At 69.3% G+C, this 25,665-nt stretch carries 16 protein-coding genes and 1 pseudogene; 14 read left to right on the top strand and 3 right to left on the bottom strand.

Features of this window, described 5'->3' with window-relative positions; all coding sequences use genetic code 11:
• Positions 1–271 precede the first annotated feature (271 nt).
• The 9 genes from H5J30_RS00645 to H5J30_RS00605 all read left to right on the top strand — a co-directional run bounded on the left by H5J30_RS00645 (position 272) and on the right by H5J30_RS00605 (position 14,754).
• Complete coding sequence (locus H5J30_RS00645; RefSeq protein ID WP_181785162.1) at positions 272–1,006, top strand: helix-turn-helix domain-containing protein; 735 nt, start codon at positions 272–274, stop codon at positions 1,004–1,006.
• Between the two features lie 832 nt (positions 1,007–1,838).
• Positions 1,839–2,099, top strand: a complete 261-nt coding sequence (locus H5J30_RS00640; protein ID WP_181785161.1) for a helix-turn-helix transcriptional regulator — start codon at positions 1,839–1,841, stop codon at positions 2,097–2,099.
• Between the two features lie 212 nt (positions 2,100–2,311).
• Positions 2,312–3,799, top strand: coding sequence for a UvrD-helicase domain-containing protein (locus H5J30_RS00635; protein ID WP_181785160.1), 1,488 nt, complete (start codon positions 2,312–2,314; stop codon positions 3,797–3,799).
• A gap of 237 nt (positions 3,800–4,036) precedes the next feature.
• On the top strand, positions 4,037–4,504 hold the full coding sequence (locus tag H5J30_RS00630; protein WP_181785159.1) for a DnaB-like helicase N-terminal domain-containing protein: 468 nt from the start codon (positions 4,037–4,039) through the stop codon (positions 4,502–4,504).
• A 673-nt stretch (positions 4,505–5,177) separates the two neighbouring features.
• On the top strand, positions 5,178–6,812 hold the full coding sequence (locus tag H5J30_RS00625; protein WP_309505381.1) for a DUF2397 family protein: 1,635 nt from the start codon (positions 5,178–5,180) through the stop codon (positions 6,810–6,812).
• Positions 6,809–8,212 (top strand): DUF2398 family protein, encoded by a 1,404-nt coding sequence (locus H5J30_RS00620; RefSeq protein ID WP_258562983.1) that lies wholly within the window; start codon positions 6,809–6,811, stop codon positions 8,210–8,212. Before H5J30_RS00625 ends, H5J30_RS00620 begins: the two co-directional genes overlap by 4 nt.
• Positions 8,209–12,468 (top strand): SbcC/MukB-like Walker B domain-containing protein, encoded by a 4,260-nt coding sequence (locus H5J30_RS37325; protein WP_181785158.1) that lies wholly within the window; start codon positions 8,209–8,211, stop codon positions 12,466–12,468. Before H5J30_RS00620 ends, H5J30_RS37325 begins: the two co-directional genes overlap by 4 nt.
• Positions 12,465–13,751 (top strand): DUF2399 domain-containing protein, encoded by a 1,287-nt coding sequence (locus H5J30_RS00610; RefSeq protein WP_181785157.1) that lies wholly within the window; start codon positions 12,465–12,467, stop codon positions 13,749–13,751. Before H5J30_RS37325 ends, H5J30_RS00610 begins: the two co-directional genes overlap by 4 nt.
• Before the next feature lie 85 nt (positions 13,752–13,836).
• Positions 13,837–14,754 carry a hypothetical protein gene (locus H5J30_RS00605; protein ID WP_181785156.1) on the top strand — a complete coding sequence of 306 codons (918 nt, stop codon included), beginning with the start codon at positions 13,837–13,839 and terminating at the stop codon, positions 14,752–14,754.
• 163 nt (positions 14,755–14,917) lie between these two features.
• On the opposite strand, the gene H5J30_RS00600 is transcribed toward H5J30_RS00605, so the two are convergent.
• The 3 genes from H5J30_RS00600 to H5J30_RS00590 are packed head-to-tail and all read right to left on the bottom strand — an operon-like array spanning position 14,918 to position 18,380.
• Positions 14,918–16,783, bottom strand: coding sequence for a hypothetical protein (locus H5J30_RS00600; protein WP_181785155.1), 1,866 nt, complete (start codon positions 16,781–16,783; stop codon positions 14,918–14,920).
• A 2-nt stretch (positions 16,784–16,785) separates the two neighbouring features.
• Positions 16,786–17,253 carry an ABC-three component system middle component 2 gene (locus tag H5J30_RS00595; protein WP_181785154.1) on the bottom strand — a complete coding sequence of 156 codons (468 nt, stop codon included), beginning with the start codon at positions 17,251–17,253 and terminating at the stop codon, positions 16,786–16,788.
• Positions 17,250–18,380 carry an ABC-three component system protein gene (locus tag H5J30_RS00590; RefSeq protein WP_181785153.1) on the bottom strand — a complete coding sequence of 377 codons (1,131 nt, stop codon included), beginning with the start codon at positions 18,378–18,380 and terminating at the stop codon, positions 17,250–17,252. The genes H5J30_RS00595 and H5J30_RS00590 overlap by 4 nt, the downstream gene beginning before the upstream one ends.
• A 194-nt stretch (positions 18,381–18,574) precedes the next feature.
• Between H5J30_RS00590 and H5J30_RS00585 the strand changes: the two genes are divergently transcribed.
• From H5J30_RS00585 to H5J30_RS36215, 5 genes and pseudogenes are all read left to right on the top strand, one after another.
• Complete coding sequence (locus H5J30_RS00585) at positions 18,575–21,010, top strand: DEAD/DEAH box helicase (protein WP_181785152.1); 2,436 nt, start codon at positions 18,575–18,577, stop codon at positions 21,008–21,010.
• Between the two features lie 415 nt (positions 21,011–21,425).
• Positions 21,426–22,655 (top strand): nuclease-related domain-containing protein, encoded by a 1,230-nt coding sequence (locus tag H5J30_RS00580; RefSeq protein WP_181785151.1) that lies wholly within the window; start codon positions 21,426–21,428, stop codon positions 22,653–22,655.
• Between the two features lie 335 nt (positions 22,656–22,990).
• Positions 22,991–23,551 (top strand): hypothetical protein, encoded by a 561-nt coding sequence (locus H5J30_RS00575; RefSeq protein WP_181785150.1) that lies wholly within the window; start codon positions 22,991–22,993, stop codon positions 23,549–23,551.
• A gap of 69 nt (positions 23,552–23,620) precedes the next feature.
• Positions 23,621–24,102, top strand: a pseudogene (locus tag H5J30_RS00570) (IS5 family transposase); the annotation flags it as partial.
• A 103-nt stretch (positions 24,103–24,205) separates the two neighbouring features.
• The gene (locus tag H5J30_RS36215; RefSeq protein WP_258562982.1) at positions 24,206–24,337 is read left to right on the top strand and encodes a hypothetical protein; all 132 of its coding nucleotides are present in this window, start codon (positions 24,206–24,208) and stop codon (positions 24,335–24,337) included.
• Positions 24,338–25,665 lie beyond the last annotated feature (1,328 nt).

The following is a 25,665-nucleotide window of genomic DNA, read 5'->3' as shown; positions in this document are numbered from 1 at the left end:
AACCGCCGCAGGAACGCCGGCCGCAGCGGACCTCCCAGGGGTCCGAAACAGCCCGGATCCGTTGAGCCGCTGCTGGAGGTCGCCCGCGACTTACAGGAACAGTCGCGCGAGACGATCCGCCTGCTGCTCAACCCCACCTTCACCAGCAGCCAGCAGGCCCTGCAGGTGCTGGAGCAAGCCGAGCGGCACACCGAAGCGCTGCGGGCCCGGCCTCATCGGGCACCTGCGCGCCGGAGGCGCCCAGTGGAAGACGCTGGCGACGACCTTGAACATGAGCGAGGACACGGCCCGGCGCCGCTACACGCCCCAGTACATCCACAACCGGCTCAAGCCGTACCGCACCACCGCCGAGCCAACCGATGCCACCCCTGATACCGGCAATCCGGCCGAACTCGCCGATCTCTACCACCCCAACGGCCACCAGGCCGTCTACAACCAGCTGGCACCCGTCCTGTCCAGCCTGGTCCGCAAACGCCGCCAGAACCTGCAGCAGATCGCCAAGCACATCGGCTGCGATCCCTCCTACCTCTACCGCATCCTGAACGGTGAACGGATGCCGTCATGGGCGATTACCTCCAGGCTCGGCCGTCACTGCAACGCCGACCTCGCTGTCCTCCAGGCGACCTGGGACATGGAACATCTGCGGCAAGCCCGGGTGAAGGAGGCCACCCGATACCGCCAGCACACTCCCCTCCTCGCCCTCGCGCAGGATGTGACCGAGGAGGAGGCGCACGCCGCGCTGCTGCGAGCCATCCTGACCCTGTGGCGCAGCGCCAAGCAGCCCACACCCCAGCGGATAGCCCTGGCCTCCGAGAACAAGCTCAGCGCCGACGCTGCACAGCAGGTCCTCAACGGAACGCCCGCCAACTGGGAGCACCTTGCAGCGTTCTTGGCCGTGACCGGCGGCGACGTGGACTACTTCCACAAGTGGTGGCATGCCGCACACCCCACCGAGGACACCAGCGGGCTCGCAGCGTCTCGGCACGGCACTTCACCGGACGATTGACCGGCCGGCCTGATGGAGCGACGGGTGCAGCGGCCTGGCCATGGTCGGCCCCTGCGCCGCAACACCTGGACTGTGTTGCGCCCCTCGGGGACGCCGGCGACAGGCCCGCAGCGCTGGCGGCTTGTCACGGACTGGCGGGGTGCGCCGACATGTCCGTCTCCGTACCCGCCTGTCCTTCATCCACGGAGCCCGGGTGATCCGACGGTGGCCACTTTGAAGGTGCTCACAGTGCCTCGACCCATTCCCCGGGCCCTTGCATCGGCTCCGGGGGTTCGGAGACGGGAGTGGGGGAGGAGACGGCGGAGGGCCGCGGGGGTTCGGGGACGGGGGCTGCGTGGGGGGTGGCGCTGGCGCAGCCGAGGCAGGTGTCGGCCAGGCGCCAGGTGCGGCCGGCATCGGTGCGGGTGAGCAGCAGACGCAGTGGACCGGAGCAGGGGACCTGCGGCCGATGCCAGGCGCAGCCGTACTCCCGGCACTGGCAGATCCGCAGGTGTGCCGGGAGCGGGGTGGTGGTGAGGTGATGCGCGAAGTGGCGGCGAATCTGCCTGGCCAGAGGTGCATCCGATGCGACCGCCGGTGACGGGCAGGCGCTGCAGGTAAAGGTGCTGCGTCCGGCCGTGGCGCTGATGGTCACGGTCCAGACGCGGGCGGGCAGGGGAGTGGTCACAGGCTCTCTCCAGCCGTGGTCGGGCAGGTCCGGCGCTGTCCGGGCGGGTTCAGGGCGCGCACACACTAGTGCAGAGCCCTGCCCTGCCGGGATTCACCCGGACCCCCGTAAATAGGGCAGAGGTCTGCACTGCCAGGGCAGGGGTCTGCACCGTCGGATGGGCAGGTGACGATCTTCCCGCCGGAGCCCGACCTCGAGGCCCTGCGGCACGCCCTCTCCCGCCTGCGGGCCGAGCGCGGATGGAGCTACGACCGGCTTGCTGAGGCCAGCGGCCTGTCCCGGCGCACCCTCATCGAGATCGAACAGGGCCGCACCATCGGCACCCTCGCCACCTGGCACGCCCTCGCCCACGCCCTGCAGACCCCGCTCGGCGAACTCCTCGGCGCCCTGTGCGACGACCACGAACCCCCAGGCGTAAGCGGCTGACAGCGTTCCCGGCCACTGTCACCCGAACCGGACCCCGTAATCGGCCACATCTGCCAGTTTCGGGCAGGCGTTTGGTTTGGATCACCCTCCCGTGGGACCCCGACGGCGCGCGCCTTCGCCCGCGGCGTGTCGGCTGGCAGCTTCACTCCCGATTCCTGCCTGGGCTCTGAGAGCACAGGCGCCTTTCCGTGCGTGACCGACCGGAGTGCCCCATGCCCCCTGCCCTTACCCCCACTGACGAGCAGGCCGCCGCCGTCGACGCCTTCCGCGAAGGCGAGCACTTGGTCGTGCAGGCCGGCGCCGGTACCGGCAAGACCTCCACCCTCGCGCTCATGGCAGAACAGGCTGGCCCCCGCCGCGGCCGCTACCTCGCCTTCAACCGCGCCATCGCCACCGAAGCCGCCACCCGCTTCCCCACCAGCGTGCAGTGCAAGACCGCCCACTCACTGGCCTACGCCACCGTCGGCCACCGCTACCGCACCCGCCTGAACAGCCCCCGCCGCCCCGGCTGGCAGACCGGCCAGGACCTCGGCCTGACCCGCCCCGCCCGCATCGCCGGCCACGACCTGCAACCCACCACCCTGTCCAACACCGCCCTGCGTACCGTCACCGCCTTCTGCCACTCCGCCGACCGCGAACTCACCCACAACCACGTCCCCCGCCTGCGCGGCCTGGAGGACGACAAGGCCCACGCTGAACTCGCCGACCTCCTCCTGCCGTACGCGGGCAAAGCCTGGGACGACCTGCAAAACCCCGCATCGGGAGCCGTGCGCTTCGACCACGACCACTACCTGAAGATGTGGGCCCTGACCGACCCTGTACTTCCCACCGACTTCCTGCTCCTGGACGAAGCCCAGGACACCAACCCCGTCCTGGAACACCTCGTCGCCGCCCAGCGTGACCACGCCCAGATCGTCATCGTCGGCGACTCCGCACAGGCCATCTACGGCTGGCGCGGCGCCCGCGACATCATGACGGGCTCCGACGGCACCCACCTCACCCTCAGCCAGTCCTTCCGCTTTGGGCCCCGCCTCGCCGACGAAGCCAACCGCTGGCTAGCCCTGACCGACGCCCCCATCCGCCTGACCGGAAGCCCCGCCCTCACCACCACCCTCGGCCCCGCCTCCGGCGCTCCGGATGCCATCTTGTGCCGCACCAACATCGGCGCCGTCACTGAAATCCTCACCCACCAGGCCATGGGGCACCCTACAGCCCTCGTCGGCGGCGGCAACGCACTTCGCGCCCTCGCCCAAGCCGCCCAGAACCTCCTGGACAACCGCCCCACCCACCACCCCGAACTCGTCCTGTTCACCACCTGGAACGCACTGCGCGACTACGCCGAACTCGACCCCGCCGGCGCCGACCTCCAGCCCTTCGTCAACCTCATCGAGGACCACGGCCCCGACGCCATCCTCCACGCCGTCGACCGCCTCGTCCCCGAACCCCACGCGCACGTGACCGTCTCCACCGTCCACAAGGCCAAGGGCCGCGAATGGCCTGCCGTCCGTATCGCCGCCGACTTCCCGCCCCCCAAGGACACCGACGAAAACGACGCCCACGGCCGCCCCATCCCCGGCCCCGTCCCGCCCGAGGAAGCACGCCTGGCCTACGTCGCCGTCACACGAGCCCGCCACCACCTCGACCCCGACGGCCTCCAATGGATCAACGAGCACCCCGACGCACCCCAACTCACCGACTAGCAACTCGCAGAACGGAGGCGAGACCGCCGAAGCAGCGAACACCCACCCGCCGATAGCAGACAATGCCGGGGACCCACCGAGAGCCGGCTAGCCCGAGTTACCCCGAGACAGGCGCGTTTTGCCTGACGGTAAGTCCGCAGCAGTCCATCCACCACCGGGGAGGCGCACTGATCCTCTCGGTGCCACCATGGTGCCCCAGACGCACGACATCGCCAGCACCGGAGCAACTGCCTTCTCGTGACCACCACACTGATCGGGCACCCCGAGCCCGACCCCCACCTGAACGACCCCGCTGCCGAACGACGGCTCCTGGGCGCTGTCTTGCGCTACCCGTCCATCGGGGACCACGCCCTCGTCACGGCAACGGCCATGGCCTTCACCAACGACCGACACCGCGCCATCTTCCAAGCCGCGGCTGCAGTACGCGGCCGAGGCCAACCCTGCGACCCCGCCCACGTAGAGGCCGAACTCTCTCACCACAGCAGCGCCCGGGCCGACTCGGTCACGATTGACGATCTCCACCAACTTGCCGCGCACGCACCGCCAGAGCCAGTCGCCATCTACTACCTCGCGATCGTGCGAGACCTAGCGGCGCTACGACCCAAGCCGTCCCCTGCTGACCCTGATACGTACCGGGCGCAAGGGAACGCACCCGAAGGGATACCGCCGATGCCGATGCACGGATTCCTCACCGACGACGACTGAACGACCGTCAAGAGCCGATCCGGCAACCAAGATGCGAGATGCGATCTGCTGCCGCACGACGAGGAACCCCGGCCCGGCGGTGCCCGCCGCGGCGCACATCCAGATCAGCCAGCCCCTCACTGAAGGGGAGTGGGAGACCAGCGGCGCAGTTCGACCGCCGGGCTGGCGGCACCATTGGTTGTTGCTGAGAGGCAGGGACTCTCACCAGGCTCAGTTCTCAGCTCTGGCGAGCCGCAGCCGTCCGGGGAGCCGGAATGGACGTAGGTGCAGCCGCCGCGGCCCTGAAGTAGCCCCCTTGAAATTAGAACTCTTTGCCGAATTTGTGGCTGTGGGTGCTTGTCGTATGAGTCTGGCCGGATTTCACTTGATGAGCGGTCTGAGATGCGGTGCTGGCGGCCTCACCGGCCATTGCGGCCTCGAACACCACAGCCTTTTCCACGTGTCAGAAAGGGCAGGCCAGAGCCTTGGATGAGGGTTGTGTTCTTGGCTGCGAGAGGGTTGGCGTGGGGTCGGTAGCGGTTGCTGGTTGGTGGTCGCTGCTGACGATTTCAGGTCGCTACCGGGGGAGGAGCGAGCCTGGATTTTGCTGTTTCCGGGGGCGGTTGTCGGTGGTGCCGTCTAACTTCCAAATGCAGGCCGGGAATGCGGCCCGTGGCGGCATGGAGGGGGAGTGGTGACGCAAGAAGAGCAGGATTTCGCCGGGGCTGAGGTTGTGTCTGATGCGCGGCGGGTTGTGGGATATCTGGTGCGTCCTGAGTCCGACGAGTACATCGCGATCATGGATGTGCTGGAAGGATCGGTGACCGACCTGACGGCAGCTGAGGTGACGGCAGCACTGCCGGCTGCAGGGCCTCGTGTGGATGCGCGGACGGTGGAGGCTCGCTTGAACGCTCTCCACGATCTGGGCGCGGTCTCGGTCCGGTCGGACAACAGCCGGGCGCGCCGGTATGTGGAGATCCTGGCGCGGAACTGGCGCTACACCGCCAGCCCCGCGGGCCGGCACGTCCAGCGCTTCTACCGGCAGGTTCTGGCCGGGACGGCGACGGTGCGGGAGATCCCGATCGTGTCGCTGAACCGCATCGTCATTCACCTGGAGTCCCTCGCCGCCGCGCTGGGGGAGAGCGAGCCTGTCGTCGGCGGCCTGGACCGTGCGTGCGTGGATGCGGTGGGCGCGGTGTTCACCAGCCATGACGACCTGGATGCTGCCCTGGTCGGTGCTGAGGATGCGCTGATGGCGCTGGCCGACCGGTTCGACCTGGACGAGGAACGCACCGGGGACCTCAAGGGTTTGCTGGTCGACTACGCCACCCGTGTCGCGGCCGAACTCGACTCCGGTTCCGCCCGCGCCGCAGCGGCTCTGACTGCTCTCGTGCCGTGGTTCGGCCCGCTGGCCCAGGCGTCGGTCGATGCCTCCCAGGCCCGTGACCTCATCGCCGCCGGCGCGCTCACCGCCTCCCGCGGCGGCCGCGTGGAGGACTGGGAAGGACTGCGGGCCTGGTTCGACGTCCGCACCGGTCGGGCGGCACGGTTCTCGTTGCGCCTGGTGCGGACGTTGCCGAGCATGCATGCCAACCTGCGCCGGCTGCACTCGTCCGCGGGTACGGCCTCCAGCCGTACTCGTGCTTTGTCTCTGGCCCGGGCGGTGCTGACTCCTGAGGTGGGGGTGCAGATCTTCCAGGCTGCGGTGGGCGACCATGCCTGGCGCAAGCTCTACGGCCAGGCCGACGAGGGCGAAGCCGGCCGCAACCCTTCCTGGCGCGGTGGCCCCCAGGTGCCGGTGCCGACGCTGCTGCGCACCACCGGCCGCTCCGGCCCGCGCGGGCGGGGCAGCGCGCCGCGCGATGACACGGCGGTCAGGGCCCAGGTCGCCGCCGACCGGGCGCGACGCCAGGTCGAACACTCGGCAGCAGTGACCACGGTGCTGGCTGCGGTACCCGGCCAGCAGCTGGACGAAGCCGCAGCCCGGGTGGCGCTCGCCGCCCTCATGACTGCCGCTCGCGCAGGCGCAACAGGTCCGGCCCGCACGGGAACCAGCGGGGGACTGGCCTGCACCCTGGTCCACACCGGCACCGCCACCGGCACAGTGGAGGCCCCCACCTGGCGCGTTCTGCTGCCTGGCCGTATCCCCCTGTTCCATCAGCCCGGCCGCCGTCCCTCCCGGGCCGCCATGGAAGCGCTTGCCGGTGCCACCATGACCGACGACCTGACAGTGCGCGCCACGCTACGGATCGCCCCGCAGCGCGGCCCGGGCCACCTGAGCAGCCGTCAGACACTCGGCACCGCTCCGTCGCAGGAAGGCGCAGCATGAGCCAGGAGATCCATCGGGAATCCGCCGAACCTGCCACCGACCCCGCGACGGGCTCGGCGGACGCCTCACGGCGCCGCAGGGCCTGGAGGCCCGAGGCCGACGCCGAAGCAGCATCGCTGCTGCGCCGTCTGGCGGCCACACCCTGGCTGGTCGGCGGCCGCGACGACGAACTGATCGCCGCGGTGCGCCGCAACGAGAGTGCGCTGCGCTCCGCCGTCGCCCGGCTGGGGTGGGTCCTGGTCATCGAACGGAACCTGGTGCGGCTGCGCAAGAGCGCTCCACCGCGCCCGACGGTGTGGGCGCGGCAGGGACCGAGCCCGGCTGCCTGCTCCTGGTTCTTCCTGCTGGTCGCGGCAGCCGAGTCGATGCCGCCGAGGACCGGGCTCGGGCAGATGGTCACCGCCGCCCGCTCCGCGGCAGCCGAGGCTGCCCTGCCGCAGCGGGGCGATCTGGGCGAGCGGCGTGCGATCGTGGCCGCGCTGCGCATGCTCGACGAACGCGGCGTGGTGGAGCGTCTTGACGGCAATCTGGAGGGCTACCTTCACGATGAGCAGGCGCCGGTCCTGCTTGCCATCCACCACACCCGGCTGGCCCATGTGGTCGCCAACCCCGGCACCGTCGATCCCGCGACCGACCCGCACGGGTGGCTTGAGCAGGTGCAGCGGGAGCCGGACGCGGCCCGCCGGATGCGCCGTGCGCTGGTGGACGACACCTGCGTGCACACTGCGCTGCTGGACGACGCCGAAGCGCAGTGGCTGAGCCAGCGCGTCCGGGGCGACGACGGCGCCCCCTTGGCGGCCGCCTTCGGGCTGAGCCTGGAGCGCCGCAGCGAAGGCGCGGCCTTCGTCGTGCCGGACGAGTCCTTCCGCCACCACCGTGAACTCGGCCCGATGCCCTTTCCCACACCCGGCACGGTCGCGCACGCCGCGCTGCTCCTGATCGACCACGCCGCCGTTCACGGCACCGCCGGTGACGGCCCCGGACCGGGGTGGCGCGGCATGACGCATCACGACGTGGTCGCTGCACTGGCGCAGTTCGCCGACAGCAAAGCCTCGGGCAAAGGCGGTTGGGGCGCCGAGTACGCATCTGACCCGGCTCTGCTGGCGGAGCGGGTCGTGGACCTGTTGACCGGCACCAACCTGGTCCACCTCGACCACGCCGACCATCCCATCGACGACGCGGCCGGTCCGCAGTGGTGGTTCGCTCCCGCCACCGGCCGCTGGGCGGAAGAAGGCAGCGCCGCTCCCCAAACCACCCGCTCCCGCACCCGCCCTCCCGCAACCACCCCGACGGCCAAGCGCCCCCCAGGCGCGGGCAGATCCGACACACCGGCTCGCCAGTACCCGGACTTGTTCAGCACCTTCGCGGCCGATCAGCAAGAAGACAAGGAACTGCGGTGAGCGACATCCTCGACCTGGACTTCACCATGCAGTCTCCGCCCGCGCCGTCCGGCAACGCCGGCCGGTTCGGCGGCCGCTGGCGCCTGATCGGCGCCGGACTGTCGAACGTGTGGCGCTACGGAGACCTGGACCTGCCCGCAGCTTCGGGCCGGCTGCTGCTGCGGGGACCCAACGGTACGGGCAAGACCACCGCCCTGGAGGCGCTATGGCCCTACCTGCTGGACCTGAACGCTGCCAAACTCGCCGCCGGCAAGGCACGCCCCACCACGCTGAAACTCCTCATGAGTGAAGGCGCCCCCGCCAAGAGCCGTCGCCGCTACGGATACCTGTGGCTGAGTTTTGCCGCGCCTGACGCAGAGCCGACAGCGGCATCGCCGGCGCAGACGGCGCCGGCCGGATCGGTGGTGAGTTTCGGGGTCCGCCTCCAGTACTCACCCAGCGCCTCGCCATCCGTCACGGTCGTCCCCTTCACCGTGCCCGGACGGCCGCTGTACGAGGTGGCGCTGCGCGCGCCCGGCGGCGGGGCGTGGGAGCACGACGACTTCTGTGCCCGCATCCAGGAAGACGGCGGGCAGGTCTTCGAGGGCCCAGACGCCTACGTCGAACACCTGGCCGCCCGGCTCTGGTCCACCACCGCCGAGGAGGTGCGTGAACTCGCCTCGCGACTGCGGGAGGTCCGCAACCCGTCCCTGCTGGGCGACGTGTCACCGGCCGCGGCCGCCGCGGCGCTGCGGCAGTCCCTCCCGGGAGTCGCCGGCGATGTTCTGACCGCCACCGCGGATGCCCTGGCCGAGTCCAAAACCACCCGGGATGCTTTCGAACGCGACGAGCATGCCGCGGACGTGCTGAGCGAGTTCTCCCGGGTGTGGACCGGGCATGTCGTCGACGTCACCCGTACCGCACACAGTGCCGCAAGCGACGCCGCTGCCGACGTCAACACCGGTCGCCAGCAGGTCAGGAACGCCGAGAACCACCTGTCCCAGGCCAACAGCGGCGCCAAGGATGCGGACGCTGAGGTCAGGCGGCTGGCTGGCGACCACCGCGCCGCGATGGCTGAGGCGCATGCCATCGAGATCAGTGACGCCTACAAGGCGCACGGTCCTGTCATTGATCTGCGGAAACGTCTGATAGCCGAGCAGAACTCCGCGGCCAGCGCCTTCAGTACGCTCGAGGCCGCTGCCGCGCATGCCCGCGACAGCACCGTCGCCGCCGAGGGAGCGTTGGGTGACGTCGTCGGCGACGCCGCCGAGCTTGCTGAGGACGCCGTGTCCGCGGGCGCCCCGCAGGCCGTGCTGGAGACCCTGCTCGCTCACCGCCCGCGGGCCCGCAGCACACGCCACGTCGCCGACCGCACCGTCGACCCGGGGCCCGGCCTGACACTCACCCACGACCGGACCGGCCTGCTCGACCTCGCGGCGGCCTGGATCGCCTCGGCGCAAACCCACCGAGGTACCGCCGGTAGAGCCACCCTCATCCAGAAAGACCACACCGCGGTCGCCGAAGCCGCTCGGACCGCCAAGACAGCAGAAGACCGAGCTTCCCGTGCCGAGAGCGACCATGACGAGGCCACCCAGGCGGCGGCCCGCGCCGGCAGCAACGCCCGCGAAGCCGCCCGCGACGCGCTCCGCGCTGTCGCCCGGTGGGCGCCGCAGCACCCTGACCTGCGGGGCCTGCACGACCCGGACCTCTTGTCGTTGGACGAGTACTCGGTATGGGAAGCCGCCGAAATCGACGCCCTCGCTGGCGCCGAACCGGCCGCCGTGCGCAACCGGCTCAGCGCATGGGCACTCCAGGCCCTGCAGGTCGGCGAAGCACTCGCCGCCCACCATGAGAACGCCGCCCGCAACCACCAGGTCACTGCGGCACAACTTGACGCCGCCGCCGCCGAGCACCGTGCCCAGGCCCGCCGTCTGCGCGAGGGGCAACTCTTGCCGCTGCCGCGCCCCCAGTGGGCCGGGCCGGGTGATGACGACGCTGCGCTCGGATCGCTGCTGGAATGGCGTTCTGGCATGACGGAGAACCAGCGGACGCTGCTGGAGTTCGCGCTCGCCTGTGCCGGTGTCCTGAGCGCCCATCTGCACACCGGCGGCGCCACCACCAGCGCTTGGCACATCAGCCCTGCTGGCAGCCCCGCCGAGCACAACCTGACCGCGGTGCTGGACGTCGACCCCGACCACCCCCGGGCCGACCTCGCCCGCACCGTCCTAGCCCGTATCGCGCTGAGCGACACCGCGACCAGCCCTCGCCACGATGCCGCTCTGGTCATTGGCCGCGACGGCACCTTCGCAGCTGGCCCCCTCACCGCCAATCCTGCAGCCGCCCTCACCCCAACCGGGGCCGTCCCGCCTGCCGCCTCGCACATCGGAGCCCGCACCCGCCTGGCCCGGGCTCGGACCATGGCCGATGAGCTCGACGAGGCCGCGGCGACACTCCAAGAGCAGGCCGCCGGCGAGCGCACCGAGGCCGCGGACCGCCGCCGGAGCCGCGACGCCGTCCGCAGCGCAGCACGGTCCTTCCCCCCGCGGGACGCCCTGGTCGATGCGGAGGCCGAGCGCGCCCGAACCGCGAAGGCAGCGCACCGGCTCGAAGACGCCGCACGGATCCTTCGCGGCCAAGCAGACGCCGCCGCGGCAGAGCACACTCGCCTGCACGCCGACTGGATCGCGCGTGCCCGGGACCTCGGCCTGCCCACCACCCTCGACGAGCTGACCGAACTGATCGAATCGAGCCGGACACGCGCCGAGAAACTGGAGTCGTGCGCCAAGCAGCTCACCGGCCGGCTTTTGATCACACTGGACCGCGTGCTGCGTTCGCTTCCGGACGAGAGCGCACTGACCGCCCGGCTGGCGGAACTTGAGCACGCCGCGCAGCGCGCACACGACACCGCACTGGAGACCGGGGCGGAACTGGCCGAGGCCGAGTTCGCCGGCGACGTCGACGACGCCGCCCGGCGGTTCGAAGCCGCCAAGGCCCGGGCCGAAGAGCTCTCCTCGCAACTCGAAACAGCCCGCCGGAAAGCCATTGACGCCGAAAAGCTGCTCAGCACCCGGGAGAGCGAACTGGGGACCGCCCGCAAGGGCCTCGACGCGGCACGTCCCCGGCAGGAATCCACACACACCTACCTGGCGCGGCTCCTGGCCTGGGCACCTATCAGGCGGGCACTGGATGTGGACGCCTTCCTGTCCGCCCGCGGTGCCCTCACCACAGACGGCCTCGGCACCGGCCCCGAACTCCTCGACCGCGCCGCCGAACTCCTCGCCCGCCGTCCCACCGCGTCCAAGAAGATCCTGGGCGAGCACTACGACGACGTCCGCGCCGAACTCGCCCAGACCTGGACCATCGCCCGCAGCGACCCGCCGGCCGGCCTCGACGAACTCGAGACGTTCGTTCTCACCCACACCGAGACCCAGTACAACCCGCCCGATGCCGCCGCCCGCGCACAGGCCCTTGCCACCAGAGCCAAGAACGCGCTCGACGCCGCAGAAGAAGCCGCCCTGCGCGACTTCGTCGTCGGCCGCCTGCCCTCCGCTATCGGCACCGCCTGGGCCACCCTGACGGAATGGAAGAAATCGGTCAACACGAAAATGCGCGCAGCACAAGCCTCTTCCGGCGTCGGAATCCAGGTCCACATCGAACTGCGCGACGACCTCGACCCCGCCACACGCACCGTGTACGAACTGTCCTGCAAGGTGGGCGACGCCCTGCGCACCGAAGAACAGAAGACCCAGGTCGGAGAGGCCCTGCAGGCCCTGCTGGCAGCCGCGGACGGCAACACCATGACCGAACGCCTCACCGCGGCCGTCGACATCCGCGACTGGGTCGATGTCCACTACCTTGTCGAACGTCCCGGACCCGACGGCGAGCCCACCACCCGCCGCTGGGGTTCCCGTACCGGCCTGTCCGGCGGCGAGCGGCGCCTTGTCGTCCTGGCACCGATGCTCGCCGCGATCGCCGCCAACTACGACCGCCTCACCCCGACCGGCCTGCGCCTGGTCCCCCTCGACGAAGTCCCGGCCGAAGTCGACGAACGCGGCCGCGAGGGCCTGGCCCGCTACCTGGCAGAACTCGACGTCGACCTGCTGTGCACCTCCTACCTGTGGGACGGCGCACCGGGAGCATGGGACGGCATCGACGCACACGACCTCGAAGCGGGCGAGGACGGGACCGTCGTCGCCTTCCCCATGCTGGTCCGAGGACTGCAACCCCTGCCCGGCGACGAGGCCGACCCGGCCTTGGACGATGAGGGGCCGGCATGACCTGCCCGCTGTGCGCTGGCGCCTGCGCAGGCGCCGACCTCGGCCCTCTGCTGAACCCGGACCTCACCTGGCTGTGGAGCGAACTCGCGGCAGTCGCCGACCGGCGTGGCGACCCACTTCTCACCGAGGGACCCGCAGTCACCGTGACGATTCCCGCCCCACCTGCCCAGCGCGCCGCAGCAGCCGGCCTGATCAACGGACGACCGCTTGTTCCCGGTCAGCGTCGCCGTATCGACCTGGGCGAACTGACCGCCGTGCTCGCCGTCCGGGGCCCGGCCCTGACCCCGGGTGCAGTCGCCGCCCACGCCAGCGGCCGGCGCCTGGCAGCCAAAGCCCGAGCCCGCGCCGCATACGAGCGCTCCGTCCAGCAGCTCCGTGCGCAACTCGAAGCCGGCGCCGCCGACCTTCCGGGCCATGCACGCGCGCTTGTGGACCTGGAGAGCGTCTTCGCCCGGCTGCGCAGCACCGGCTGGGTTACCCGCATCCTCAACGCGCCAGACCCTGCGGCGCTGCTGCGCACGGCACTGCAGGTGGCCGGGCGGTTGCCGGAGCCCGGAGACCGCATCGACCGCCGCGTCCTGGTCCCCGGCGACCCACACGCGCTCGACACGGGAACGCTGCCCGCCCTGGTGCTTGCTCTGACCGGCAATTCCGCCACCGCCCCACGCGCGGGCTGGGCGCACCTCGGAGTGGACTGCGACGATCTGCTCGGCGGGCTCATCATCACCGGAGTGACTCCCCGCGGCTGGCACGTGCCGCCCGGCGCCACGTTCACCGTGCCGCCGAGAGAACTGACCGGCATCGCATGGGCGCCCCCTGCAATCCCGGGCGCCTGGGCGTTCGTCACCGAGAACCCGTCGGTCCTCGCCGCGGCCAGCACGCAAGCTCTTGCCGGTGACACCGCCACGATACCCCGGGTGGTGTGCACGGCCGGCACCCCCTCACACGTGGAGTGCGCGGCCATCGGCGCACTATCCGAAGCCGGTTGGAACGTCGCGGTCCGAGCCGACTTCGACCCAGCCGGACTGGCACACGTGCGCGCCCTGCTCGCCGCCGCGCCCGCAGCGGTCCCGTGGCGGATGAGCGCCGCCGACTACCTCGCCGTCGCCACCAAGGGCACCCTCGACCTGCACCTGGAAGAAGCCGACACCCCCTGGGACCCACACCTGGCAGCGGCCATGAACGCGCGCCGCGCACACGCCTACGAAGAGGATCTCCTGCCGATCCTGCTCGCCGACATCGCAGCGGGCACACCGCATCCTCCGCCCACGCCACGGGCCTGAAACACGCCCCGACCTCCCGCACGCGGTGTGCCCCCCGTCTCTGACGCCACGCGCCGTGTCCTGCCCGCCACCCCAGGAGCCTTCCGTGAGCCTCACCTCCATGATCGACGACAAGAACTCCCCCTTACGCCGCTTCCTGACCGGGCAATTGCCCGACGCCGCGGCTGTCAGGGCGGCCTATCGCGCCACCCACCGAAGTAGCGCCCCTGCGCTCCTTCCCGTAGCAGGTGACGCCGTCAGGCCCGCATGGCACACGCTCGGTGCTGCCATCGACCACCGCCTGCGACTCGCCCTGCGCGCCACCGTGGCGCGCGACCGCTCGATCGGCCAAGGCATCCGTATCGCCGGCGCCTACGCACCTGTTCTGCATCACGTCGGCAGCGCGCTGCTGGACGACTTAGAGAAACTGGCCGTCACCCACGGCCTCGACGACCGGAGCCGCCCCGTCAGCCGTTCGTCCGCGGTCGAGGACCGCCTGGCCCGGCTCTGCTATGCGGCGGCCTGGTTCGAGGAGGTCTTCCGCACCGGACGCGTCTGGCCCACCACTCCGCTGGGGGGCGCACACCCCGCCTTCACCCTGGACGAGCTCCTGGACACGGTGCCCGCATACGCCGCGGCCGACATCACCGCCGTGACCGGCCGCGCCAACGAGGGCCTGGCCGGCATCCGGGAGACCACCGCCCCTCACGACGTGACCCTCGCGCCGACATTCGCCGGAAGCCGTGACGTCGGCGGAGCCGACGCCGACTGGATCGCAGGGCGCCTCCTCGTCGACATCAAGGCCACCAAGGACCCCGGCAAGCTGCCCGCCCAGGACATCTACCAGCTCGCCGGCTACGCCTTGCTGGACTATCCCGACACCCACCGCCTCGACCGCGTCGGCTGGTACCACGCACGGACCGGCTCACTGTCCGTCTGGGGCATCGGCGACTTCTTCGCGCTGCTCGGCGCCCGCGAGCCACTCCGGATGCTGCGCAGCCGCGCCGCGGCACTGCTGAGCTGACCAGGAAATCCGGGCGGCCCCCGTGTGGCACCAGGCGCTGCGCTCACGCGTGCCCCGTCGCGGTGGGCCACAAGACCGGCCGGAACGGAGACCGCCCGCGCCCGGAGCACATGCCGTCCGGCGGTCCCGCATCCGGCTGCCGCAAGACGGCAGTTCCCGTCCGTCAGCCGTCTGCGGGGTCTGCCGAGGGCTCGTCGGGACGGACGGGGAAGAACCCGAAGCGGTGTTCCTGGGGGTCTCGGCTGAACATGTACACCTGCGCGTGCGCGGCGACGTCCGCGGGCGGGTCGGTGTTCTCCACGACGACGGCCTGGCCGGCAAAACGCTGGAGCAGGTCGCGGTAGAAGTAGTCGATGACGCTGTCGGGCAGGTCGGGATCGTCGGTGCGGCGCACCCCGGGCTGCCGATAGGTGACCAGCGGGGAGTCCAGGACGACGAATCCGGGGTGGTGGTGCTCCTTGCGCAGGCAGTGATCGGCCAGAGACACGGCGAATGCGGAGTGCAGGACCGCTCGCATGCCCTTGCCATGGCCGGCGCGGGCGTGGTCACCGACATACAGCTCGCCGCTGTACTGGTCGTAAGCCATGTCATGGACGCGGACCTGCCACTGCTCCAGGGTGCGGGCGATGGCACGGTCGAATTCGGCGAGGGTGCCGGCGGGGATGCCTCGGCTGGGAGGGCCTCCGGGAACCGCCCCGTCGGCAACCAGCCCTGCACGGACGTCCTCGAGTTCCTGGATCCGGCGGTGGAGGCCGAGCTGTTCCTCGACGCGGGACCGGGCCGACATCAGCTCGGCTGCCTGGTTCTCGAGTGGCTGCAGTTCCTCTTCGACCCCGGCGATCTCGCGGTCGGTCGCCGCGGAGTCCTCCAGGTTCCGGGCGCGCTGGCCGGCGATCTCTTCGCGCTGCTCGCGCAGGCCGTCGATGGTCAGGTGCAGATCGGACAGCAGCTGTCGGGTCTTGGTGTCCTCGGCGAGCACGGCGGTGTGCAGGGCGGTGGTCTCCTGGGCGTCGTGGCCGGCGCTCTGGTGCTCGGGCTCCGCGCCGCAGAAGACGCATGTTCCAATGCGGAAGTAGCCCAGCAGGCTGCCGGCTTCCTCGACCATCACCAGGCGTGCGAGATCGGATTCGTACTGGCTGCCTAGGAGCCCGAAGCGGCCCATCAGGTCGTCGACTTCCGTCAGGCGCTGGTCGTGCTGGCCCAGTGCCACCGACAGCGCCGCCCGCCGCCCGATCGCCTGCGCGTGGCGGTCTGCGACCCCGCGCAGGGAGACCGCGGCGCCGTCCTGGTGGGTCAGGATGCGCCGTAGCTGTTCGGCCAGCTCCGATTCGTTGCCGCCCTGCGGGTCCAGCTGCCGCTGGAGGTCCAGGACCAGCTCGTCGAGCAGGCTGATCTTGCCCTTGTGGACCCGTCGTTGCCCCGTGTTGGGCTGCACTGCGGAGGCCTGCTCGCCCTGGCCGGTCAGCAGCAGATTCAGGACCGACTTGCGGGCTGTCTGCCCGCTGGCGCCGGTGGACAACAGTACGGGCGGGGTCTTGGCCACCATCCGGGTCTCGCTGACCAGGCACAGATGCAGTAGGTCCCGGAACGCCACCGCCTTGGTCCCGCCGGTGTCGTTGGTGGCGATCAGCGCGCCGTCCAGCCCGATGCGCTCCAGCAGGTAGCGGGAGAGGTTCTTGGACGTCCTGCCGTGGTGCTGCGCGGTCAGCTCCAGGTCGGCCGCACGGTAGATCAGGCCGCGCAGGTCCTGGTTGAACACGTTGACCCGGGCGCTGTTGGGGCCGCGCATCAAGGTGATGACCTGCCCGTCGGGCAGCTCAATACCCAGCAGGATCTGTGTGTAGCCGTCGGCTTCGGGGATCAGGTTGAGCTTGCGGGCGCCGAGCATGTAGTCGATCGCCTCGGTGACGAAGGACTTGCCGGTGTCGGAGGCGCCGTAGATCACGGTCAGCCGCGGATCGAAGACGACCTGGGCCGTTTCCTTGCCGTCGCCGGCGAACGTCAGGTGCACAAGGCGCAGACCGGGCACGGTCACTCTCCGGGGAAGGGCTGGTGGGAAGCGAAGTCGCGGGCCCACCGGTCGGTGATGTCACGGGTCGCGGCGCGGACGTCCAGCCCGGGTGAGGACTGGGTGGCGATCACCCAAGCGGCACGGTGCTTGAGCTGATCGGTGTAGGGCGCCGCCAGGATGTCCACGAAGCCCGGCCCCTCCTCGCTCGCACGGTAAACCAGGCCGTCCTCGCCGGCTTCGACGTCTGCCAGGCCCGCCCGCATCAGGACGATCAGGCCCTGCTCGATCAAGTGCCGTTTCATCGCCAGCTCGCCAGGGCCGGCCGGAACCCTCGGATGCAAGCTGGGCGGGCCGTGCAGCTCTCCGCTGTGGAGCATCGCGTGGTCCAGGTAAACTAGTTGCGCCACATCCAGCGGCCTCGGGAAGGACGCGGACAACAGCACCAGCGTGCGCATGCCGACCTCAAGTGGGCTGTTGAGCGGATTCACTGCTCCCCTCCCTGCACCCAGATCAGACGGTCGTCGTTGGCCAACTGGTGGCAGATCCCCTTGCGGTCGTCCGGGCGCTCCACCCTCAGCAGGATGTTGGCGCCCAACTGCATGTTCCGTGCTGCCTCCAAAACGGCCTTGAGCCGGTCATAGCCGGTTGCGAAGTCCTGCTCCTCCACTTCGGCGACGCCGCTGAACACGTCGTCCTGGAGGCTTTCGAATGTCCCCGGCGGGATGTGGTCGCGGGCGAACAGGCGCAGTTGCTCTGCGCAATAGAACGCCTCGCGCTGCCGCTGCAGGTTGGGACCGGCCTTGGCGTGCGCCCGTGCCTCGTGCGGGGAGGTGGTCGAGCATCCCCACTTCTCGCCGTAGACGTCCAGCAGTTGCTGGACGTACCGGGCTTCGTCCGGAGTGTGCTCCGGCGGTGCGGACAGGCGGGCTGGCCGGTCCGGTAGGGGCGTGCCGAATCTTCTGACGTGATGGGGAGTTGCAGCGTGCTGTGTGAGGATCTTGTCCAGGTTCCCCGCCTCGAAGCGGGAGAACCCTTCTCCGTGTGCAAGGCCCAGTGCACGCTCCAGCATGCCCCCCGGATACTCAAGTGTGAGCTTGTCCTGATTCTTGTCCGTCCAGTCGAAGAACTTGGCCTTGAGCGTTGAAGGCTTTGCCAGGTCCTGCGTGAGCGAAGCACCTATCTTCGGCGCGACGAACACGTAGCGCTCTGGCAGTGTCCGGTACTGCGACTCCGCCACCGCAGAGTGGATCTTGAGGATCTCGGGGAAGGCGGCGGCACCTCCGAGAGCCCTGCCGTAGTGCTTGCACTGGTAGGCGTGCCAGTCACCGTCGGTTTTGTCCGGCGTAAGGAAAGCGGCGATGTCCACCCCGCGGTCGTTGGATCCCCCCATGCCCACCACGTCCACGTACCCGGCCTCCTCGAGTGCGAGAACCCACTCGTAGATGAACTCCTCCCAGTCATCCGCCGAGTGATGCACCAACTGCTGCTTCGGTGTCAGCACGGGCGGCATAGCCATCATGGGGGAGGCCACTGTCACCGGGGTCTGTGAAGGCTTCGGCAACCTGGTGAACACAGGTTTGCCCGGAAGCCCGCCGGACTGCTCCGATGCGCTCATCGATCTCCCGGTTGTACGTCAAACCAGACCACTGCCCCAGATGTCATACCATCGACTGGCATGGCGTAGGCGGCAGTTATCCAAAGCCATCACCTTGGAGTGTGGCCCGCCGGTCGGCCCTGGAGCACAGGCAGTCCGTCCGCGCCAGACGGATGTAACCAGGAGCGGCCCGCCGGTGCGCGATGATGGGCGGCATGGTCACACCGGTCGACGTCCCCGCCGCCCATCTGCCCAGGAGGGCAGTACTGCGCCCGGACCAGGCCAGAGCCTTGGACGCGGTGGTGCGGCACCTGCGAAGGCTTAACACGCGGGCGCTGCTGGTATCGGCGACCGGCACGGGCAAGACGTTGGTGGCCATCCGCACCGCGGACACCCTTGATGCCCGCCTGGTCCTGGTGGCGGTGCCCACACTCGACCTGGCCACACAGACCGCACTCGCCTGGCGCCGTGACGGCCACACCGAGCAGATGCTGATCGTGTCCTCGATGGACGCAAGCGCCCACGGCGCCCTCGCCGCCCGCCGCATCGGGTCGACCAGTAGTCCGCAGGCCCTCGCGGAACTGATGGCGGCCGTGGGGGAGGGACCAGACCGGCTTCCCCGTCTGACGGTGATCTGCACCTACGACTCGCTGGGCAAGATCGAAGACACCCAGCACACCCCCCACCACGTCCCCGCTTTCGATCTCGCCGTCATGGACGAGGCCCACCGGATCGCCGGCCGGGCCGATAAGAAGTGGGCCACTATCAACGACGCGGCCCGCATCCGCGCAGCCCGCCGCCTTTACATGACGGCCACTCCGCGCAGCTTCGCCGCGCCCGACCTCGCCGGCTCCGCCGACCCCCGCCGCCCCCGCCGCAGCGCCGACACGCCCAGCAGCGATGCCAGCGCGAACTCCATGGACAACGAGGCCGTCTACGGCCGAAAAGTCTTCGAATACCCGCTGGCACAGGCGATCGAGGACGGAGTGGCCGCGGACTACCGCATCGTGGTGCCCACGATCACCGACCCCGACCTGCGTACCCGCCTCAACCTCCCCGCTCCCGGCACCGTAGACGATTCATCGGCCAGCGCCCCTGCCGACCCCGAGGACGCGCTGCGCACCACCGCCCTGCACCTGGCCGTACTGAGCGCCATGGCCGCGCACTCCGCGCGCCGGATCCTGGTCTTCTTCCACCTGGTGGACGACGCGGTCCGCTTCACCCGCGAGATCGGCCACACCCTGCGGCAGTTGCGGCGCACCGACCCCGATGCGTTCCCGGGTCTGGATCCCCAGGTGTTCTTCGTCCACGGCGACCACACACCCGAGGAGCGCGCTGACATTTTCACCCGCTTCGCGGCCTGCCCGTACGCAATCTTGGCAAATGCCAAGGTGATCGCCGAAGGCGTCGACATTCCCAGCGTCGACGCGGTGGCCTTCGCCGATCCGACCAGCAGCGTCATCCGCTGCGTCCAGGCGTTGGGACGCGCACTGCGCCTGGACGTCAGCGGCAAGACAGCAAGCCTGATCGTTCCCGTCTACGTGCCACCCGGCGCCGACCCGCAAGACATCCTCGGCACCGCCTACGAACCCGTATGGGCCATCACCACCGCACTTGCAAGCCACGACCACCGCATCCTCGAACGCCTGCCCAGCAAGACCAACCGCCTGCCGCAAGAGACCAGTCGACTCATCCAGCACCGCTGGCACTTCGACTTCACCGTCCACCCCGAACGCATCGCCCGCGCTATGGACCTGATCTCCTTCAACCCGCGTGCCGCCCTCTCACGAGCCCGCCGCGAAGGCCTGGCCGCAGCCCAGGCATTCCATGACATCTACGGTCACCTCGACGTCCCCGCCGACTACCTCGATCCCTTCGGCTACGACCTGGGCCGCTTCGTCACCACCATGCGCGATGCCCGCACCGCTGGCAGCCTCGACCCCACATGGACCGCAGAACTCGACGCACTCGGCATGATCTGGGACAAACACGACGCCGCCTGGCGCGCCCACCTTGCTGCTGCCACCGACTACCATCGGCACCACGGCCACCTCGCGGCCCCCTCCACCACCCCTTTGGGCGCCTGGCTCGCCGAGCAACGCTCTCTCGCCCACCGCGGGCGCCTCGACCCGGCGCGCACTGCCGACCTCGAAGCGATCGACACGGACTGGAAGCTGCCACACGGCCCGGACTGGCACCGTAAATTCCACCTGCTGCGCGCCCACCTGGCCGCCGGCCATGATCCCGCCGCCCTCCGCCTGGACACCCTCATCGGACCGGTGAAAGCCGGCAGCTGGCTCCACCGCCAGTTCACATCCTGGACCACGCTGGCACCCCGCCAGCAGCAACTCCTCACTGACATCGGACTCAACCCGGCCACTAGCCCACTGAAGCCCCCCACCCGCACCCGCCGCAGTTTCGAGCAGACCGTCCAGATCCTCGAGCTGTTCCTCGCCCGCGAACGTCGCGCCCCTACCGCTCGCGAAGAGGTCACCGTCGACGGTGAGAACATCAAGATCGGACCCTGGCTCGCCAAAGCCCGCACCAGCCACCGCGCCGGACGGCTTCCCCTCGGCCAGGCGGCCCTGATCGACGCGCTGTTCGCGGGCGACTGGACCGACGACGGCACCCCTGCCACCGAATTGACCTGACCCGTCCAGTCGGCGCAGCGCCGGGTCACGAGCCACGCGGCGTCCGGCCGCAACCATGCTCAGGGCACCGGAGCAGGCCAAAAGAGTCGAAATAATCTTTTAGGCCAGGATCATGACGGGATGACTGCGTATGTGTATGACCGGTTGGTGTCGGAGGAGGAGTAGCGGCAGCGGGTGCGCCGGCACCGCCCGAGTTCGCTGCTGCCGCTGAATCGCGGCGGCCGCCGCCCGCTACAACCGCCCGGACCGGCCGCAGCCGTGGCTGGACAGCCCGTACAAGAAGTACACCCCATGGGCCCTGGCCGATGCGGCCCGGGTATGCCTGGCTTACGGCACCGAGCACCAGCGCAGCAATGCCAGCGAAGACGATCTGTTCCAGATCCTGGCGGCGTACGCCAGCCTGAAGGACCCGACCTTGTTCAGCGCCGACGACCCCGCAGTGCGGCTGAGGGATTTCATGATGCGGATGAGCGGGGAGCAGATGGCCTGGCAGGCCCCGGAGTTCCACAGCCTTGCCCGCACCGCGGCGCCCTACCTGCACACCCTCTTCCCGACACACCGCTGGCCGCGCTTCATCAAGCCGGGCTGGGAGGCAGAGATCTTCGGCTGCTCATTGTCGGACTACGTCGGCACTGCACAGCTGATGTGGGCAGCTGCCCTAACCTGCGCGGGACGGTTCGATCCGGAGGCCATCTTCGGCAGTGCCGACGGACAGCGATTCGCCGCCACAGTCGGCCAGCACACCGTGGAACAGGTGGCTGGACGTCACTTCACCATCGACACGGCGACGTTCAAGAAAGCCGAACAGCGGAGCGTGACAAGCCAACAGCGGCTGGCGGGAGCAAGCACGGGCCTGTACCGGCGCTTCGCCTACAACCCGCTGGCCGGCCGCCCAGCAGTAACTGGCTGCGGCCCAGGACTGCTGTGCCCATCGCCGTCGCTGGTGTGGCGCAAGGCCATCCCACCAGGCATCTACCACACCGGACGGGAGCACTTCGGCCCCGACTTCCTCCAAGAGACCGGCTACTTGTTCGAAGAGTACATCGGACGCCAACTCCGCCTGATACCCCACACACACGTCCTGGGAGAGATCACCTACACCAAGGGCAAGAACGAACTGCAAAGCGTGGACTGGCTCGTCGTCTTCGACGACCTGGTGCTACTGGTAGAGGTGAAGTCGATGATGCCCACCGAGAGCTCCCGCCTGGGCCTGGAACGCGGCGTAGCCGAGACCGACGCCAAGCTCACCCGCGCCTACCGCCAGATCAACCGGACCTCCGCCCTCATCGACCAGCGACACCCGGCCATCACTGACATCCCATCGGACCGGCCACGCCAGGCATTGGTGGTCACGCTAGAACCCCTTCCCGTGCCCAACGCGCACCTGCCCCACCTGGACCTGCCGACCCCCGACATCCCCACCGCAGTAACCAGCTCCCAGGAGATCGAACGCCTGGTCACCCTGGCAGACATCACCCCCAGCGCCCTGCTCCTAGAGCGGGCCGCCGACCCAGAACGATCGACCTGGGCGATCAACGAATGCCTCACCAGCCACAGCTTCGGCCGCAACCGTGTTCTGGACCAGGGGTGGGCCTCCTACCCGTGGGCCGCAGGAAAGCAACTGGCCCCCGCCCAGGCCCCATAGAATTCTCCAGGTCCGGCTGCATCCACCCAGCCGCGCCAGCCGCACCAATCGCGATCACCCTGATCGCCCCACTCCGCAGGAAGGTCCGCCCACACTGTGCCCGCACCGGACGCCCCCATCACCATCGGCGACGTGCTGCGCTGGCACGGACCAGTCGGACACCTGCTGACGGTGGCCCACCGACGCACCACCGGACCATGGAACCTCCTATGGCGCTCACCGGCAGCCCGCGAGGCAGCGGCCACCGCCGGACTGCGCCGCCCGACGGCACCGCCTGGGGCGATGCACCACTGGGCTCCGCCTACACAGCCGCCGGACTCCTTATCGCAGCCGCAGTGGAACACGCCGATGCCGCACACCGGTTGCTGGGCTCCAGCCCCACCTCCAGCCTGGCCCTGGACACAATGACCCGCGCCGCGCTGGAAGCAGCCGCACAGGCGTGGCTGCTGCTGGACCCTGCCATCGACGGCCGGATCCGCGTCGCCCGCCTCTATGCACTGCGTCGTGCCAGCGCGTCCGCGCTGGAGAAGACCGCAGCCCAGCTAGGTCTGGCCTCGGCCCGAGGCTACGGCGCCCAGACCGCCGACCTAGACCATCTGTACGAGACAACGCTCGGCATGACAGTCCACCGTGGCCCCAAAGGGGGTTTCGTCGATTGCGAAGGCAAGAGCGCTGGCAGCTACACCGGCCGCGTCGGAGCCTTCATGACCGGCATCGGCGTCGACCCGGGCTCCGGCCCATACGCCTACTTCTGCGGCGCCTCACACGCCGAACTGTGGCGCATCCAGGAACGCCACCGTGAAGCACCCGCCGCCGACGGAGCAGTCCACCTCGTGCCCCACGCCCCGCGTGCCCTGATCCACACAGCCCTAAGAGCTCGTAACACAATCTTGTGATGTGGTGCTGGTGGCCGTGTCCGGTGTGAGGATTGAGCCGTTCGTGAGGGTGTGAGCAACAGGCCGTGGATCGTGGACGACGAGTTGTGGGCGGTGATCGAGCCGTTGCTGCCGAAGTGGCCCGAGCGGTCACCGGGCCCGCGGCCGGTGGACGACCGGCGGTGCCTGCAAGGCATCCTGTTCGTGCTGTACACCGGGATCACCTGGCAGCAGCTGCCGCTGGAACTGGGCTCCGGCTCCGGTCAGACCTGCTGGCGCAGGCTGGGCCGGTGGCACGAGGCCGGCGTCTTCGATCAGTTGCACCGCATACTCCTGGCCGAGCTGAACGCGGCCGGGCAGATCGACTGGACGCGTGCCTGCGTAGACGCCTCTCACGTAAAGGCGAAAGAGGGGGCGAGGGGACCGGTCCGTCGCCGGTCGACCGGGGCAAGACCGGCAGCAAGCACCACCTCATCTGCGATGGGAACGGCACACCGCTGAAGGTGATCACCACCGCCGCGAACGTCAACGACGTCACGCAGACCCTCACCCTGGCCGACGGCATCCCGCCTTCGCTCTGCTGCACCAGTTCAAACGCCTCGCCATCCGCTGGGAACGCCGACTCGACTTGCACAACGCCCTCATCTGCTGGCGGCGCCTGAAACACCGCACATCGTGATCGTGTTACGAGCTCTAAGAGCCTCCGTCGACCCCGTCGACCGCGCCCTGTATCTACTGGGCCGCACCGCCGGCACCGCCGAACTCGCCCATGCCGCCGCACAAGTCCGCACCGCCCTCACGCTGTAACCGACCCCAGTACCCGCAGCCACACCCCAGCCATACTCCGGGGCCGTCCACGGCAGGAAAGCCTATTCCCCCTGATCAGGGCAGGGCAATAGCGGAAAGCCCCAATGCGCCGCGCAATACGGTACGATTCTCGGTGCCGCACGCATTCCGCGCCCGGCACCGCCATATCCGGAGGTGAGCTTATGAGCACCCGCAAGAAGCGGGTGAAGAAACCAGCAGATCCATGGCCGCAGATGACCCTCGCAGTGCGCATGGCGCAGCTCGCGTACTACGTCATCCGCCTCTGCCTGGGACTGTAGCGGGCAGGTCCGCCTAGGCAGACCTGCCCTGTGGTTCCTTCACTCTGGACCCCGTACCCTTCCGCGACCAGCTTCCGTGTATGGGGTCCGCTTACGTTTGGATCCACCTACTGTGAGCCAGCTTTTCAACTGACTCACGAAGATTCTACAACATAGTTCACGACGAACCAATGAAGCGCCGGATGATTATGACGCACGTACCTCCGCTGAAAGCTCACAGCGAAGTTAGTAGAAGCGCGATTACTACAGCAGCCGCAACAATGATAAGTACGCCACTCCAAAGTTAAGCGACACACAACTTATGACTCAGGAGACTGCACGACGTAAGTCTGGATCTACTAGCGTAATCAGCGACGAAAAGTAGACGGCAACCTGAAACGTAAGCCCATCACAGACATCCACAGCGAACACGAGTCCGCGAAAGCGGTGTCACACGAAAGTCATCGTACGAAGGAGGACTTGCTCGGTTCGCGAATACGATCCACCACGATGACGGTTTGACCGTCGGCGGCAGAGCGGTGTCCACACGCTGAAGCTTGCGGGCCGGCGAATCCCATCGCCTTGCGCGAGGATCGAAGAGCCCTGCTGGAGAAGCAGTGGACCGCGCGGCGGATACCAACAGCCACGCTGACGATCTCCTGTCGAGCCCCGTCCCTGAACCGCAATCGCCCAGTCGCCTCGTCTCCTGCTGCAGAGTGAGGCCGGCTCGTCCCAGGGAAGGGAAGGAAACTCGGATCCTCAGGAATTTTTGCAGGAAGGAAGCACCTTCACTGTCGTTGAGACAGACACCGCAAATCACCCTGACCTACAGTCAGCAGGAAGCCCAAGTCACCCGATGAGCCGGATCCTGTAGCCAGCAGGCCCGCGGTAGCGGGCCTTGAAAACTCGGAGGCGAAGCCGAAGAGTTGAGGCAGGGGGAGCGAAGCGGACCCTGCCGCTAGGCGAAGCCGACAAGCCCGAAGGGCTCAGCCCGCGAAGCGGGCTACTGCCGGAACGAAGTGACGGCATATCAGTCGGGCGGAGCCCGAC

Origin of the sequence: Streptomyces phytophilus, from assembly GCF_013870535.1 — a bacterium.
In the GTDB taxonomy this organism is placed as follows: Bacteria; Actinomycetota; Actinomycetes; order Streptomycetales; family Streptomycetaceae; genus Streptomyces; species Streptomyces phytophilus.
Note: the sequence above shows the minus strand (reverse complement) of the source record. Positions and strands in the feature narration are given on the sequence as shown.

What these genes read in the sequence shown, in the direction of transcription:
- H5J30_RS00645 (WP_181785162.1), top strand. Translation starts at nt 272, where the DNA reads ATGAGCGAGGACACGGCCCGGCGCCGCTACACGCCCCAGTACATCCAC.
- H5J30_RS00635 (WP_181785160.1), top strand. Translation starts at nt 2,312, where the DNA reads ATGCCCCCTGCCCTTACCCCCACTGACGAGCAGGCCGCCGCCGTCGAC.
- H5J30_RS00620 (WP_258562983.1), top strand. Translation starts at nt 6,809, where the DNA reads ATGAGCCAGGAGATCCATCGGGAATCCGCCGAACCTGCCACCGACCCC.
- H5J30_RS00610 (WP_181785157.1), top strand. Translation starts at nt 12,465, where the DNA reads ATGACCTGCCCGCTGTGCGCTGGCGCCTGCGCAGGCGCCGACCTCGGC.
- H5J30_RS00590 (WP_181785153.1), bottom strand. Translation starts at nt 18,380, where the DNA reads ATGAGCGCATCGGAGCAGTCCGGCGGGCTTCCGGGCAAACCTGTGTTC.
- H5J30_RS00585 (WP_181785152.1), top strand. Translation starts at nt 18,575, where the DNA reads ATGGTCACACCGGTCGACGTCCCCGCCGCCCATCTGCCCAGGAGGGCA.